The organism is Actinomadura gamaensis, from assembly GCF_042652125.1.
GTDB classification, from domain to species: domain Bacteria; phylum Actinomycetota; class Actinomycetes; order Streptosporangiales; family Streptosporangiaceae; genus Spirillospora; species Spirillospora gamaensis.
Map to the genome: position 1 here is coordinate 499,179 of NZ_JBHSIT010000004.1, position 13,211 is coordinate 512,389.

14 protein-coding genes are annotated in these 13,211 nt (G+C 71.7%); 8 read left to right on the forward strand and 6 right to left on the reverse strand.

Annotation, left to right across the window (positions count from 1 at the left end; genetic code table 11):
- The first annotated feature begins 20 nt into the window (after positions 1–20).
- Entirely contained in the window at positions 21–479 is a 459-nt protein-coding gene (locus ACFPCY_RS16475) for a GatB/YqeY domain-containing protein (protein ID WP_378255992.1), read from the forward strand.
- 126 nt (positions 480–605) lie between these two features.
- Here the strand turns inward: ACFPCY_RS16475 and ACFPCY_RS16480 are convergent, their stop codons facing one another.
- Positions 606–2,930, reverse strand: a complete 2,325-nt coding sequence (locus ACFPCY_RS16480) for a penicillin-binding protein (protein WP_378255994.1) — start codon at positions 2,928–2,930, stop codon at positions 606–608.
- A gap of 339 nt (positions 2,931–3,269) precedes the next feature.
- Between ACFPCY_RS16480 and ACFPCY_RS16485 the strand changes: the two genes are divergently transcribed.
- Positions 3,270–3,581: a WhiB family transcriptional regulator gene (locus tag ACFPCY_RS16485; protein ID WP_378255996.1), complete on the forward strand. Its 312-nt coding sequence runs from the start codon at positions 3,270–3,272 to the stop codon at positions 3,579–3,581.
- A gap of 589 nt (positions 3,582–4,170) precedes the next feature.
- On the opposite strand, the gene bagB is transcribed toward ACFPCY_RS16485, so the two are convergent.
- The 3 genes from bagB to bagA are packed head-to-tail and all read right to left on the reverse strand — an operon-like array spanning position 4,171 to position 6,595.
- The gene (gene bagB / locus ACFPCY_RS16490) at positions 4,171–5,361 is read right to left on the reverse strand and encodes an ATPase BagB (protein WP_378255998.1); all 1,191 of its coding nucleotides are present in this window, start codon (positions 5,359–5,361) and stop codon (positions 4,171–4,173) included.
- Positions 5,361–5,603 (reverse strand): hypothetical protein, encoded by a 243-nt coding sequence (locus tag ACFPCY_RS16495; RefSeq protein WP_378256000.1) that lies wholly within the window; start codon positions 5,601–5,603, stop codon positions 5,361–5,363. The genes bagB and ACFPCY_RS16495 overlap by 1 nt, the downstream gene beginning before the upstream one ends.
- Positions 5,600–6,595, reverse strand: a complete 996-nt coding sequence (gene bagA, locus ACFPCY_RS16500; protein ID WP_378256002.1) for an ATPase BagA — start codon at positions 6,593–6,595, stop codon at positions 5,600–5,602. The genes ACFPCY_RS16495 and bagA overlap by 4 nt, the downstream gene beginning before the upstream one ends.
- Before the next feature lie 255 nt (positions 6,596–6,850).
- Here bagA and ACFPCY_RS16505 point away from each other — a divergent pair, with 255 nt between their 5' ends.
- On the forward strand, positions 6,851–7,870 hold the full coding sequence (locus ACFPCY_RS16505; protein ID WP_378256004.1) for a slipin family protein: 1,020 nt from the start codon (positions 6,851–6,853) through the stop codon (positions 7,868–7,870).
- A gap of 64 nt (positions 7,871–7,934) precedes the next feature.
- On the opposite strand, the gene ACFPCY_RS16510 is transcribed toward ACFPCY_RS16505, so the two are convergent.
- Positions 7,935–9,224 (reverse strand): MFS transporter, encoded by a 1,290-nt coding sequence (locus ACFPCY_RS16510; RefSeq protein WP_378256006.1) that lies wholly within the window; start codon positions 9,222–9,224, stop codon positions 7,935–7,937.
- Positions 9,225–9,303: 79 nt separating this feature from the next.
- On the opposite strand from ACFPCY_RS16510, the gene ACFPCY_RS16515 reads away from it, so the two are divergent.
- Positions 9,304–9,795, forward strand: a complete 492-nt coding sequence (locus ACFPCY_RS16515; RefSeq protein ID WP_378256008.1) for a MarR family winged helix-turn-helix transcriptional regulator — start codon at positions 9,304–9,306, stop codon at positions 9,793–9,795.
- A 156-nt stretch (positions 9,796–9,951) separates the two neighbouring features.
- Here the strand turns inward: ACFPCY_RS16515 and ACFPCY_RS16520 are convergent, their stop codons facing one another.
- Complete coding sequence (locus tag ACFPCY_RS16520; protein ID WP_378256010.1) at positions 9,952–10,884, reverse strand: NADP-dependent oxidoreductase; 933 nt, start codon at positions 10,882–10,884, stop codon at positions 9,952–9,954.
- Positions 10,885–11,031: 147 nt separating this feature from the next.
- Here ACFPCY_RS16520 and ACFPCY_RS16525 point away from each other — a divergent pair, with 147 nt between their 5' ends.
- The 4 genes from ACFPCY_RS16525 (at position 11,032) to ACFPCY_RS16540 (ending at position 13,210) form a co-directional block, all read left to right on the forward strand.
- Positions 11,032–11,577 carry a winged helix-turn-helix transcriptional regulator gene (locus ACFPCY_RS16525; protein ID WP_378256012.1) on the forward strand — a complete coding sequence of 182 codons (546 nt, stop codon included), beginning with the start codon at positions 11,032–11,034 and terminating at the stop codon, positions 11,575–11,577.
- Between the two features lie 24 nt (positions 11,578–11,601).
- Positions 11,602–11,757 (forward strand): DUF4177 domain-containing protein, encoded by a 156-nt coding sequence (locus ACFPCY_RS16530; RefSeq protein ID WP_378256014.1) that lies wholly within the window; start codon positions 11,602–11,604, stop codon positions 11,755–11,757.
- 2 nt (positions 11,758–11,759) lie between these two features.
- Positions 11,760–12,221 carry a RidA family protein gene (locus tag ACFPCY_RS16535; protein ID WP_378256016.1) on the forward strand — a complete coding sequence of 154 codons (462 nt, stop codon included), beginning with the start codon at positions 11,760–11,762 and terminating at the stop codon, positions 12,219–12,221.
- Between the two features lie 113 nt (positions 12,222–12,334).
- Positions 12,335–13,210, forward strand: a complete 876-nt coding sequence (locus ACFPCY_RS16540; RefSeq protein WP_378256018.1) for an NUDIX hydrolase — start codon at positions 12,335–12,337, stop codon at positions 13,208–13,210.
- Position 13,211 lies beyond the last annotated feature (1 nt).

The window sequence follows — 13,211 nt, forward strand, 5'->3', positions numbered from 1 at the left end:
GTAGCGGGCATCATGTGACCATGAGTGCCCTGAAGGAGAAGCTGGAGGCCGACCTGTCGGTCGCCATGAAAGCCCGCGACGAGGTGCGCACCCGCACCCTGCGGATGGCGCTGACGGCGGTCAAGAACGAGGAGGTCGCCGGGAAGCAGGCCCGCGAGCTGTCCGACGACGACGTGGTGAGGGTGCTGACCCGCGAGGCCAAGAAGCGGCGGGAGGCCGCGCAGGCGTTCGCGGACGCGGGCCGGACCGAGCAGGCGCAGGCCGAGCGCGACGAGGGCGAGGTGCTGGACGGGTACCTGCCCGCGCAGCTGAGCGACGTCGAGCTGACCGCGCTCGTCGCCGACGCGATCGCCGAGACCGGCGCGGACGGTCCGCGCGCCATGGGCCAGGTCATGAAGGCCGTGAACCCGAAGGTCGCCGGGCGCGCCGAGGGCGGGCGCGTCGCCGCCGAGGTGAAGCGCCAGCTGTCCTCGTCCTGAGGGATCGCCGAACGTGGAGGCCCCGGCGGTGCGACACCGCCGGGGCCTCGTCGCTTTCGGGGCCGGAACGGCCGGGGCCGGCCGTTGTCGGGGGCCGGAACGGCCCGGTTCAGCCGTTGTCCGGGGCTAGAACGGCCAGGGCCAGCCGTTGTCGCCGCCGCCGTGCTGGGTGGGCGGCTGGCCGCCCTGCCCGGGCTGCGGGTTCTTCTGGGCGCCGTTGCTCAGATAGATGATCACGACGGTGTTGAGGTCGGCGTCTGAGCCCGCGCCGGGGGAGGTGGACGCGACCGTGCCCTTCGGCTGGTCGGAGTTCACCGGCTGCGGCGAGACCTTGACGTCGAACCCGGCGGACTTGAGCGTGGCGGTGGCCGCGCCGACCGACTGGCCCTTCACGTCCGGGACCTTGGTGGTGTCGCCGAAGTTCTTGGTGGGCGAGGTGAAGCCGGGCGCGGGCTTGCCCGCGAGCGCGCCGCGCATGGACTGCGCCCAGATCGGGGCCGGGATGTCGGCGCCGTACACGCCGTAGACCGGGTGCGACCAGGGGCCGCGGAAGTCCCAGTAGGCGACGGCGGACGCCAGGTTCGGGGTGTGCCCGGCGAACACGGCGCAGGTGAAGTTCTCGCAGGTGCCGGTCTTGCCGGCGGCCGGACGGCCGATGCCGCCGACGTTCTTGGCCGTGCCCTTGGTGAGGACGCCGGTGAGGATGGAGTTGACCTCGTCGGCGACGCTGGAGTCGACGGCCTGGTGGCAGTCCTGGGCGGGGAGCTTCAGCTGCTTGCCCTGCGGGTCGACGACCTGCGTGATGGCGACCGGCGAGCAGTACTTGCCGCGCGCCGCGAAGCCCGCGTAGGCGGCGGCCAGGTGCACCATGTCGATGTCGTTGGTGCCGAGGACCTGGGACGGGTTCGGGTCGAGCGGCGCCCCGGTGGCCTTCCGCAGGCCGAACTTCTCGGCCATCCGCACCGCGTTGCAGACGCCGACCCGCTTCTCCAGCTCGGCGTAGAAGGTGTTCACCGAGTGCCAGGTGCCGCTCTTGAGGTTGAAGTTGCCCGCCTCGGAGTCGCCCGCGTTGCTGATCGAGGGCCACGGGCCGCCGCCGCTGAGCTTGCCGACCTTGCAGATCGGGAAGTTCATCGAGGTGCTCTGCGGCGAGTTGATCGTGGTGTTGACCGGGATGCCCTGGTCGAGCGCCTCGGCGAGGGTGAAGACTTTGAAGGTCGAGCCCGCGGAGACGCCCGCGCCGCCGCCGTGCGCGGTGTCGGCGGCGAGGTTCAGCGTGGTGCGGCCCTTGGTGTCACCGAACCGCTTGCTCTGGCCGATGGCCAGGATCTTGCCGGTGCCGGGCTGCACCATCGCCTCGGCCGCGACCTTGTTGCCGGACGGCGTGACCGCGCTGCGCAGCGCGCTGTCGATCGAACGCTGGGCGTCCATGTCGAGCGTGGTGCGGATGGTGTAGCCGCCGCGGTTGAGCTTGTTGACGTACTCGACCTGCTGCTTGCCGGGCAGCGACCAGTACTTGCCGTCCGACAGGACGTTGAGCATCTCGTACTTCACGTACTCGCAGAAGAACGGCGCCTTGCTGGTCTCGCAGCCGCCGACCGGGTCGGTGCGGTCCAGCGTGATGGGCTTGGCGATCGCGGCGTCCGCCTGCGCCTTGGTGATGTGGTTGAGCTGCTGCATGCGGCGCAGCACGGTGTCGCGGCGCTTCTTGGCGGCGTCCGGGAAGCGGATCGGGTCGTAGGCGTTCGGGTTCTGCGTGATGCCCGCGAGCAGCGCCGCCTGTTCGAGCGTGAGCGCGGAGGCGGGCTTGCTGAAGTAGCGCTTGGCGGCGGCCTGGATGCCGTACGCGCCCGCGCCGAAGTAGGCGATGTTGAGGTAGCCCTCGAGGATCTTGTCTTTCGACATCCGGCGCTCGATGTCGAGCGCGTAGCGCAGCTCGCGCAGCTTGCGGCCGGCGGTCGGGGCGGTCGCCTCCTGGTACTCCTTCTGGTTGCGCGCCCGGTCGACCAGGACGTTCTTGACGTACTGCTGGGTGAGGGTGGAGCCGCCCTGGGTGCCCTCGGACTCGACGTTCGACGCCAGGGCGCGGATGGTGCCCTTCAGGTCGAGCGCGCCGTGGTGGTAGAAGCGGTAGTCCTCGATGTCGACGATCGCGTTGCGCATGATGGGCGCGACCTGGTCGAGCCGGACCGACTCGCGGTACCGGTCGAAGAACGTGGCGATCTGGGTGCCGCTCGCGTCGTAGACCACCGTCTTCTCGGACGGCGGCGTGGCGTCGAGCCTGCTGTCCATGCTCTCGAAGTTCTCCGCCGCGTCCCGCGCGGTCATGCCGGACGAGCCGACGCCCGGCAGGGCGATCAGCGCGACCAGGACACCCGCGGCGACCGCCGCCGCGAGCAGCTTGACCAGCGTGGAGAAGGCGTTCCCCCGACCCTCGTTCGCATCATGCACGGGGACTAGAGTACGCGGGACGACCAGTGCATTCGGGACAGGTCGCCCGGCCACGCCGGGATTTGGCCCGAACATGGCCCTCTCTCCCGTCCGGTCCCGTAGGCGCGTGCCAAGCGTGTGACAACCGACGGACTGGCTCGCGCGTCAAGTAGAGGTAACTAGTCCGTTCCGGCGGTATGGCCCCGGTGGGCTATATCGAGAATGGGCCCATCGGGGACTGTTGAATCGTCCCTCGCTTCCGTAAGTTCTTCCCCACGGCTTTCGTTTGGCGGCCCGACGTCCGCGCCCGTCTGGCCATAGAGCGCAAATCGACACAGACCCTAGGGGAGTGGGGCCAAGATGTGGATCACGGATTGGACCGCCCGCGCCGCCTGCCGTAACGCGGATCCGGACGCCCTGTTCGTGCAGGGTGCGGCGCAGAACCGGGCCAAGCTCATCTGCCGCGGCTGCCCGGTGCGGACCGAGTGCCTCGCGGACGCCCTCGACAACCGGATCGAGTTCGGCGTGTGGGGCGGGATGACCGAGCGGGAACGGCGCGCGCTGCTGCGGCGGCGACCGGACGTGCACTCGTGGCGCGACCTGTTGGAGACCGCCAAGGAGGAGTACGAGCGGTCAGTGGACGGTGACGAGAGCGAACTCGTCGCGAGCTGAACGACCTCAGGCGTCCTCGCGTTCGGAGGGGGCGTCCACGCCGGAGGCGCGCGCATCTTTGAGGGACGGTCGGCACGAGCCGGCCGGGTGCGCGAGTCCCGCGGGCGCGGACGCAGCGAGCACGAGCACGCCCGAACACAAGCGCGACGCGCGTGAGTGCGGCGCTACAGGACTCATGGGGCCACGGACCCGGATCGTCGTCGAGACGGGCCCGTGGCCCTCGTCGTCCCAGCTCAGGGCGGTTTCGGACGTGTCTGAACCCGAGTTTGTGGCCTGATCTAACCGGCGGTGGCCGGATGTGGCCACGGTCTTGCGGTTTGTGTGCCACGGAGTTCGGGAACCGCTGATCAGACGCGCATCGCGGTCATAGGATGACGAATGCCCGGCGAGAGCCATTCACTCGCCGGGCATTCGCCGTTAATCCGGAAGGGTGCCGACGATTACGGCGTGCCCCGACTTTCGCGGAAGAATCGCACAGATCCGCAGCTCAGCCAGCTCGATCGCACCCGCCTCGGCGCATCCTTGACCCCCGCCCCCTTACCCGAATGGAATTCGCGTTTAGGGGGCGGAGGTCGCGTCCGGGGAAGGGTCAGCTGGCGGCGCGTTCGGAAGTCGTGTCCACGGAGCCGGTGTCCGAGTCGGACTCGGTATCGGCCGCCAAGGCGGCGCCGATGCGGCGGAGACCGTCGAGGTCGTGCACGTCCTCGGCCTGGGCCGGGACGGCGACGACCGGCACTGTCGGGTGGGCCGAGGAGAAGTGCTCGCGGAGGCGGGCCTCGCGGGCGGCGAGCTGGACGCGGTCGGTGTGCAGGCGCAGCAGGGCGGCGGTGACCGGGTGCTCGCCGCGTTCCTCCAGCGTCTCCGCGGCGGCCTGGGCGCGGGCCGCCGACAGCAGCTCGTCGGCCTCGTGGACGCGGTTCACGACCAGTCCGGCGAGCGGCATGCGCTCCTCGGCGAGGCGTTCCACGAAGTAGGACGCCTCGCGCAGCGCGTCCGGCTCGGGGGCGGCGACGACGAGGAAGGCGGTGCCCGGCGTCTGGAGGAGCTTGAAGGTCTTCTCGGCGCGCTCGCGGAAGCCGCCGAACATCGTGTCGAACGCGGCGACGAAGGTCTGGACGTCGCGCAGCAGCTGCACGCCCAGCACCTTGTTGAGCACGCCGGTGAACATGCCGAACCCGGCGCTGATCACCTTCACCCCGAACCGGCCGCCGGTCTTGGCCGGGGCGGCGAGGATCTTCATGAACCGTCCGTCCAGGAAGCGGCCCATCCGCTCGGGCGCGTCCAGGAAGTCCAGCGCGTTCCGGGACGGCGGGGTGTCCACGATGATCAGGTCCCACGCGCCGGAGCGGTGCAGCTGGCCGAGCTTCTCCATCGCCATGTACTCCTGCGTCCCGGACAGCGACGAGGAGAGCGACTGGTAGAAGGGGTTGGCGAGGATCTGCCGGGCCCGGTCCGGGTCGGCGTGCGCCTCGACGATCTCGTCGAAGGTGCGCTTCATGTCGAGCATCATCGCGTGCAGCTCGCCGTCGCCGCCGACCTCGATGCGCCGGGGGCTGTTGTCCAGCTCGGACAGGCCCATCGACTGGGCGAGGCGGCGGGCCGGGTCCACGGTGAGGACGACGACGTCGCGGCCCCGGCGGGCGGCGCGGACGCCGAGCGCGGCGGCCGTGGTGGTCTTGCCGACCCCGCCGGAGCCGCAGCACACGATGATCTTGGTGCGGGGGTCGTCCAGCAGCTCGTTGACGTCCAGCGCGGGCGGGGTCTTGCCGGTCGGGCTCATCACACCGTCTCCGTCGAACCAGGGGTCATGCCGCGAAGGCCGTTCTCGCGCGCCGTCACGCCACGTCCGTCGATTCCGCGCGGGGGCGTGCCACGGCCGTCGATCTCGCGTGGAAGCGTGCCGCGAAGGCCGGTCTCGCGCGGGGGCGTGCCGCGAAGGCCGGTCTCGCGCGCGGTCATCCTGCGGCGGTCGGGCTTGCGCGGGGGCGTGGCGATGCCGGCGATCTGTGCGCGCGGGGTCATGCGGCGCCCTGCGCGCGGAGGGATTCGGCCAGCTCGTAGAGGCCGGCGAGGTCCATGCCGTCCGGGAGGAGGGGGAGCGTGTAGCGGGGCAGGTCGAGGCCCTCCAGGCGCTCCTTCTCGCGGGCCTGCAGCGCGGTGCGGCGGGCGTGCTCGCCGGCCTCGGCGGTGAGGACGGCGCCGATCCGCTCGGCGTCCTGCTCCAGCCCGGCGGCCTTGACGCCCCGGACGATCTCCTCGGCGTCCAGCTCGCCCGCGGCGGCCGCGGCGAGCGCGTCCGGCGGCAGGACGGGCTGGTGCTCCATGTTCACGATCACGCCGCCGACCGGGAGCCCGGCCTCGCGCAGGTCGTGGATGCCGTCCATGGTCTCCTGGACGGGCATCTCCTCCAGCAGCGTGACGAAGTGGACGGCCGTCTCCGGGCTGCGCACCACCTTCATCACCGTGTCGGCGTGGTTGCGGATCGGGCCGACCTTGGCGAGCCCGGACACCTCGTCGTTGACGTTGAGGAACTTGGTGATGCGTCCGGTCGGCGGCGCGTCCATGACGACCGCGTCGTAGATGAACGAGCCGTCCTTGTTCTTGCGCCGGACGGACTCGGAGGTCTTGCCCGTGAGGATCACGTCGCGCAGCCCGGGCGCGATCGTGGTGACGAAGTCGACGATGCCGAGCTTGGTCATCGCCTTCCCCGCGCGCCGGAGGTTGTAGAACATCTCGAGGTACTCGATGAGCGCCTCCTCGGTGTCCACGGCGAGCGCGTAGACTTCGCCGCGGTCCGGCGCGACCGCCACCCTGCGCTCCTCGTAGGGCAGCGGGGGGACGTCGAAGAGCTGGGCGATCCCCTGCCGCCCCTCGACCTCAACCAGCAGTACCCTGCGTCCGCCCGCCGCCAAGGCCAGGGCCAGGGCCGCGGCCACGGTGGTCTTGCCGGTGCCGCCCTTGCCCGTGACCACGTGGAGGCGTACGCCGTCCCAGTCGGTGTCTCTCGCGCTCACCCGATCGACCATATCGTTCGCTCGGCAAGGACTTCAGAGCCCGGCCACCGCTGGATAAGTGATCCCTGACACGATGCCCCGCCGAGGTGTGGACCGTTGTTTCGGACGTGCCCACGCGGTTAGCTGGGAAACGCGAACCGGGCGCCGGTCCGCCGCGTCCGATCCAGGGACCGGACGGCGGCGGCCAGTCGGTCGGCCGGTCCGCCGGACCCGGACCTCGGGCCCGTGGGCAGTTCGGCTGAAAGGTGGCCCGCCATGGCGGTGGTCCTCTTCCTCGTCATAGTGATCGCGGTGCTCGCGCTGATCGGGGTGGCGTCGTCGATCCGGATCGTGCAGCAGTTCGAGCACGGCATCGTGTTCCGTTTCGGCCAGGTGCAGCGCGGCGGCCAGCTCCGGCCGGGCGCGGTGCGCACGCCGGGCCTGACGTTCATCCTGCCGATCGTCGAGCGGATGCAGAAGGTCAACCAGCAGACGGTGACCATGGGGGTGCCCGCGCAGGAGGGCATCACCCAGGACAACGTCAGCGTCCGGGTGGACGCGGTCGTCTACTTCCGGGTGGTGGACCCGGTGAAGGCGATCGTGAACGTGCAGAACTATGGCTACGCGGTGTCCACCGTCGCACAGACCTCGCTCCGGTCGATCATCGGCCAGTCCGACATGCAGGAGCTGCTGGGCGAGCGGGAGAAGATCAACGCCCGGCTGCGCGGGATCATCGACAACATCACCCAGGACCCGTGGGGCATCCTGATCGAGCGCGTCGAGATCAAGGACGTGTCGCTGCCGGAGGGCATGAAGCGCTCGATGGCCCGGCAGGCCGAGGCGGAGCGGGAGCGGCGCGCCCGGATCATCACCGCGGACGGTGAGTTCCAGGCGTCCAAGCGGCTGGCCGCCGCCGCCGAGATCATGTCGCAGGACCCGGCGGCCCTCCAGCTGCGCCTGCTGCAGACCGTCGTGGAGGTGTCGGCCGAGAAGAACAGCACGCTCGTCATGCCGCTGCCGGTCGAGATCCTGCGCTTCTTCGAGCGCGCGGCGGGCGGCTCGCTCTCCGCGCAGGGCGGCGAGGGGCAGCCCAAGACGGACCTGAGCGAGCGGCTGGCCAAGGCCGAGCACGACCTCGCGAAGGCCACCGAGCAGGCCCCGCCGATGGAGTCGGTCGAGGACGTCCCGCCGGTCATGGGCCTGGACGCGCCGCAGCACCACGAGGAGGACGCGCCGGAACTGACGCGTCCGGAGCACCCGCGCGGCATCGGTGGCGGCGAGCAGCCGTCGGCATAGCCGCCGCGAGGAGATCAGCGGCGTCCCCGGTGCTGCCGGGGGCGCCGCCTTTTCTTGTATCGGCTCAGACCGTTTGATGCTCTGGCGCAGCTTTCGGCGCGTCCGGCGGGGAAGCGTCCAGGGTGAGACGGCGGACGCCCGGAGCGGCCAGCGTCCCCAGGGACGACGCGGCGACCAGTACGGCCGCGACCAGCAACGGACCTCGCGGTCCCCACGCGGACGCGGCCCACGGCGCGAGCGAGTAGCCGAGGGGTGCGGCGGCAAGCGACAGGAGCCAGTCATAGGAACTCACTCGCGCGAGCGCTCCGGCGGGAATGGTCGCCTGCACGGTCGTTTCCCACGTGGGGTTCAGGAACCCTAGGCCGGCCATAGCGAAGCAGTAGCAGGGGATGAAAACCGGAGCCGGCGCGTAGAACGCGAGCGCGATGAGCGGTATGGCATGGGCGGCGAGGCCCGCGTTAGCAACCGCTACCGGACGGCGCGGACGGACGCGTCCCGCTATCAGGGACCCGACGACGAAGCCCACCGCCCCCGCTTCCGTCGTGACGATCCATGCGGTCTCGCCGCCCATGTGCTGAACGGCGATCAGCGGTGCGAGCGTGAGCAGGGTGCTCTGCGCGCCGTTCCACATGGCGTGCGCGACGAGACTCGTCCAGTACCAGTCGCGTGAACGGACTTCCGTCCATCCCTGCCTGAAGTCGGCGACCAGCGAACGCGCCGGTGCGGAGTCGTTCGCGGAGTCGTTCGCGGCTTCCTTCGCGGAGTCCTTTGAGGAGTCCCTGCGGCGTACGCGCGCGCACGAGATCAGGGCTGCGCTGGCACCGAAGGACGCGGCGTCCAACAGGAACGTCCAGCCGGGACCGATCGTGAGCACGAACGTCCCCGCCACGGCCGGGCCGATGAGGCGGGTCGCGCCCGTGACCGTGCCGAGCAGGGAGTTCGCGCGGGACAGGGCGTCCGCCGGGACGGTCCCGACGACCAGCGGCGACATCGTCGGCAGGGCCAGCCCGGACGCCGCGCCGCCGACCGCCTGCAGGACGGCGAGCTGCCACAACGCCGGGTGTCCGCCGAGCAGCAGCAGGGCGGTGCAGAGCTGGGCGGCGCACGCGAGCGCGTCCGTGCCGATCGCGATGGGGCGCGCGCCGCGGCGGTCGGCGAGCACACCGCCGATCGGCAGGGCCACGAGGCGGGGGATCAGCGCGGACGCGAGCACGAGCCCCAGCGCCGAGCCCGACTCGGTGATCCGCAGGACGGCCAGGGCCAGCGCGGCGGGGACGGCGGCGTCGCCGGACAGGGAGAGCGCGCGGGCCGTGAACAGCAGCCGGAAGTCCCGGCTGCGCAGAGGGTGCGTCATGCCCACGGAGATTAGTTCGCTGACGAATTATTCGTCAAAGAATTATTCCTCGGCGAAGCGGCTGGGTATCCTGGCGGGCATGGAGACCCGCGACCAGGTGGACGAGCACATCGAGCGGTGGGTGCCGCTCCTTCCGGGCCTCGACCCCGACGTCGAGGGGGCCATCACCCGCATCCACAAGATCTCCGCGCATCTCCGGCGGGTCCGGGAGCGGGCGCTCGCGGACGGCGACCTGCACCTGCACGAGTTCGACACCCTCCACGCCCTCGCCGGACGGCGCGGCCGGGCCATGCCCTCCCAGCTCGCGGCCGACCTCGGCGTCGCGCCCAACTCGATCACCGGCCGCCTCGACGGCCTCGCCGCGCGCGGCTTCGTCCGCCGCACGCCGTCCGAGTCCGACCGCCGCCGCGTGATCGTCGAGCTCACCGACGAGGGACGCGCGGCCTGGCGCGGTGCGATGGACGCCCAGGGCGACGAGGAGCACCGCATCTTCGCCGCCCTGGGCCCGGACGAGCTCCGCCACCTCTCCGCCCTGCTCCGCCGCGTCCTGATCCGCACCGACCACCCCTGACACCCACCCCCATCACCCCGCTCCGACGCGGTCCGCGCGAACCCGCGCAGCCCGCGGCTCAGGCGTCCGCGCGAACGCGCCGTGAGGGCCGGGGCGTCTGCGCGAGCCCGCGCTAGTGCGTGAAGCCGGGTGCGCGGTCTTCTTGTGCGGTGCGGTTTAGGACGGCTGGAGGACGAGGCGTCCGCGCAGCCCTCCTTCGGCTAGGCGGATGTGGGCTTTCGCGGCGTCCTGCAGAGGGAGCACGTCGGCGACGCGGAGGGTGAGGCTTCCGGCGTCCGCAAGCGAGACGAGGTGGGCGAGCTGCCCGGCGTCGGCGTGGAACCAGACGTTCTGGACGCGGGTCCCGCGCAGGTTCACCGGCACCACCGCGCCGCCGTTGACCGCGACGAATGCGCCGCGGTTCCGGAGGGCGTCGAGGGCGCGGATGCCGAGTCCGGCGGCGTCCAGGACGCCGTCCACGCCGCCGGGGACCAGCGTGCGGACGGTCGCGCCCAGCGGCTCGTCCCGTGCGACGAAGAACGACGCTCCGGCCTCGCGAAGGTCCGCCTCGTCCGACGCGGAGGCCGCGGCGACCACCCGGAGGCCGCGCAGCGCCGCGAGCTCGACCGCGAACCGTCCGACCGCTCCTGCCGCGCCGGTGACCAGCAGCGTCGCGCCCGTGGGGAGGTTCAGGAGGTCGAGGCCCTGGTAGGCGGTGACGCCGTTCAGTGGAAGCGTCGCGGCGTGCGCGGCGTCCACGGTGCGCGGCGCGTGGACCACGGCGTCCGCGTCAAGGACGATCGCCTCCGCGTGCGTGCCGGTCGCCATCGGCAGCCGGTCGCGCAGGCCGATGACCTTGTCGCCGACCGCGAGCCGCTCCACGCCCGCGCCCACGGCGTCGATCACGCCGGCCGCGTCCAGGCCCAGGCCGAGGGGCAGGTCGGGGGCGAGGGAGGTCAGGAGGCCTTCGCGGGCGGCGACGTCCACCGGGTTGACCGTTGCCGCCTCGATCCTGATCCGGACCTGGCCCGGCCCGGGGACGGGCTCGGGGACGTCCGCGACCCGCAGCGTCTCCGGCCCGCCGTACTCCGTCACACTGATCGCACGCATGCCGAACAACTCCCTGGTGATATGGGTTGCGCGGGAACCTCCCGCAGCTACGAGGCTGCGCGGAAGAGAGGTCGGCCGGAAGAGGTTACTTCCGAGTGCGTACCCGACCCCGAGGTGAGGCGTGCGACATAACGGGAGGTGGGAGCCATGGTCACGATGACCGCAGCGGAGCGGCGCGCGCGGGCGAAGGCCGAGTTCGACGCTTACATGGAGTCATGCCCGACGAGCCGGCTCATGGCCGTCCTCGGCAACAAGTGGACGACCATGCTGCTCACCCGCCTCGCCGAGAACGGGACGATGCGGCACGCCGAACTCGCCCGCGCCGTCCCCGGGATCAGCGCCAAGATGCTCACCCAGTCGCTCCGCGGTCTGGAGCGGGACGGCCTGGTCGCGCGGCACGTCACCCACACGGTTCCGGTCCAGGTGGACTACACGCTGACCGTCCTCGGGGAGAGCCTGATGCCGATCGTCGAGACCGTCCGGGAGTGGGCGGAGCGGCACATGCCCGAGGTGGACGACGCGCGCGCCCGCTACGACACCGCCCACCCCCGGAACGGCGACGATCGCGCCCGTTATGACGACGACCGTGCCCGGAACGATGGCGACCGTGCCCGGTATGACGGTGATCATGTGCGTTTCGGCGGCGCGGGCGTGGACGCGGGGAGGCGCCTCCCGCCGCCGCGCGGTCGCTAGGCGGCGATCGCTAGGCTGAGCGCCATGAAGAAGTGGGAGTACGTGACCGTTCCGCTGCTGGTCCACGCGACCAAGCAGATCCTCGACAACTGGGGCCAGGACGGGTGGGAGCTCGTCACCGTGCTGCCCGGCCCGAACCCCGAGAACCTGGTGGCCTACTTCAAGCGCGAGGTGGAGTGAGCGTGGCCACGCCCGAGGAGCGGCTCGCCGAGCTGGGACTCGAACTGCCCGAGGTGGTCCGTCCGCTGGCCGCCTACGCGCCGACCGCGCGCACCGGGAACCTGGTCTACACGGCCGGGCAGCTTCCGCTGGTCAAGGGCGAGCTGCCGGCGACCGGCAAGGTCGGCGCCGAGGTCAGCCCCGAGCGGGCCGCCGAGCTGGCCCGGATCTGCGGGCTGAACATGATCGCGGCGCTGAAGGCGGAGCTCGGTGACCTGTCGAGGGTCGTCCGGATCGTCAAGGTCGTCGGGTTCGTCGCGTCCGCCCCGGACTTCACCGGCCAGCCGCAGGTGATCAACGGTGCGAGCGAGCTGCTCGGCGAGGTCTTCGGCGACGCGGGTGTGCACGCGCGCAGCGCGGTCGGCGTCTCGGTCCTGCCGAAGGACGCGCCGGTCGAGGTCGAACTGATCGCCGAAGTTTCCTGACTCCTCCCTGGTCGCGGTCGCGACCAGGGAAGTCCCCGGCTCGCTGATCGCCGGGGGCCGCCGACTCCGGCGGCGAGCCGGAGTGCCGGAACGCGCCCGGCAGCCTTGACGGAATGTCGTTCGGTATGCCCGAATGGGGCGCCATGAACGGGTTGAGGTTGCCGGCGGAGTTCCGGAAGCAGATCGAGGGAATCGCGGCCGGGACGATCGAGCCGGTTCCGCCGCGGCACGCCGCGACCGTGGTCGTGCTGCGCGACCACGCCGAGCACGGGCTCCAGGCGTTCCTGCTGCGCCGGGTCGGCTCGATGGCGTTCGCGCCCGGCGCGTACGTGTTCCCCGGCGGCTCGGTCGACCCGCGCGACGGCGAGGCGAGCCTCGGCTGGTCCGGGCCGTCCCCGGCCGAGTGGGGGCGGGCCTTCGGCGCGGACGAGCCGCTCGCCCGCGAGCTGGTCTGCGCGGCCGTCCGCGAGACGTTCGAGGAGACCTGCGTGCTGCTCGCCGGGCCGACCGGCGAGTCCGTCGTGGACGACACGCGCGGCGACGACTGGGAGCGCGACCGGCGCGCGCTGCTGGACCGTTCCCTGTCCTTCGCCGAGTTCCTGGACGCGCGCGGGCTCGTGCTGCGCTCGGACCTGCTGCGTCCCTGGGCGCACTGGATCACGCCCGCGATCGAGCCGAAGCGCTACGACACGCGGTTCTTCGTCGCGGCCATGCCGGACGGCCAGCGCGCCCGCGACGTGAGCACCGAGGCCGACCGGGTCGCGTGGGTGCGTCCGGACGAGGCCGTCGCGCGGGCGCGCGCGGGCGAATGGGCCATGCTGCCGCCGACGCTCGCGACGCTGGAGGAGCTGTCCCGCTTCGAGACGGTGGCGGACGTCCTCGCCTCGCCGCGCGAGATCGTCGTCCTGGAGCCCGAGGGCCGGATCATCGACGGTGAGCCCTATCTCGTCCTGCCCGAGGACGCCGTCCGGTACGACGCCTCGGCGTAGG

What these genes read in the sequence shown, in the direction of transcription:
- bagB (WP_378255998.1), bottom strand. Translation starts at nt 5,361, where the DNA reads ATGAGCCCGACCGGCAAGACCCCGCCCGCGCTGGACGTCAACGAGCTG.
- ACFPCY_RS16485 (WP_378255996.1), top strand. Translation starts at nt 3,270, where the DNA reads ATGTGGATCACGGATTGGACCGCCCGCGCCGCCTGCCGTAACGCGGAT.
- ACFPCY_RS16540 (WP_378256018.1), top strand. Translation starts at nt 12,335, where the DNA reads ATGTCGTTCGGTATGCCCGAATGGGGCGCCATGAACGGGTTGAGGTTG.
- ACFPCY_RS16515 (WP_378256008.1), top strand. Translation starts at nt 9,304, where the DNA reads ATGGAGACCCGCGACCAGGTGGACGAGCACATCGAGCGGTGGGTGCCG.
- ACFPCY_RS16510 (WP_378256006.1), bottom strand. Translation starts at nt 9,224, where the DNA reads ATGACGCACCCTCTGCGCAGCCGGGACTTCCGGCTGCTGTTCACGGCC.
- ACFPCY_RS16495 (WP_378256000.1), bottom strand. Translation starts at nt 5,603, where the DNA reads ATGACCCCGCGCGCACAGATCGCCGGCATCGCCACGCCCCCGCGCAAG.
- ACFPCY_RS16530 (WP_378256014.1), top strand. Translation starts at nt 11,602, where the DNA reads ATGAAGAAGTGGGAGTACGTGACCGTTCCGCTGCTGGTCCACGCGACC.
- ACFPCY_RS16505 (WP_378256004.1), top strand. Translation starts at nt 6,851, where the DNA reads ATGGCGGTGGTCCTCTTCCTCGTCATAGTGATCGCGGTGCTCGCGCTG.
- ACFPCY_RS16525 (WP_378256012.1), top strand. Translation starts at nt 11,032, where the DNA reads ATGGTCACGATGACCGCAGCGGAGCGGCGCGCGCGGGCGAAGGCCGAG.
- ACFPCY_RS16520 (WP_378256010.1), bottom strand. Translation starts at nt 10,884, where the DNA reads ATGCGTGCGATCAGTGTGACGGAGTACGGCGGGCCGGAGACGCTGCGG.
- ACFPCY_RS16475 (WP_378255992.1), top strand. Translation starts at nt 21, where the DNA reads ATGAGTGCCCTGAAGGAGAAGCTGGAGGCCGACCTGTCGGTCGCCATG.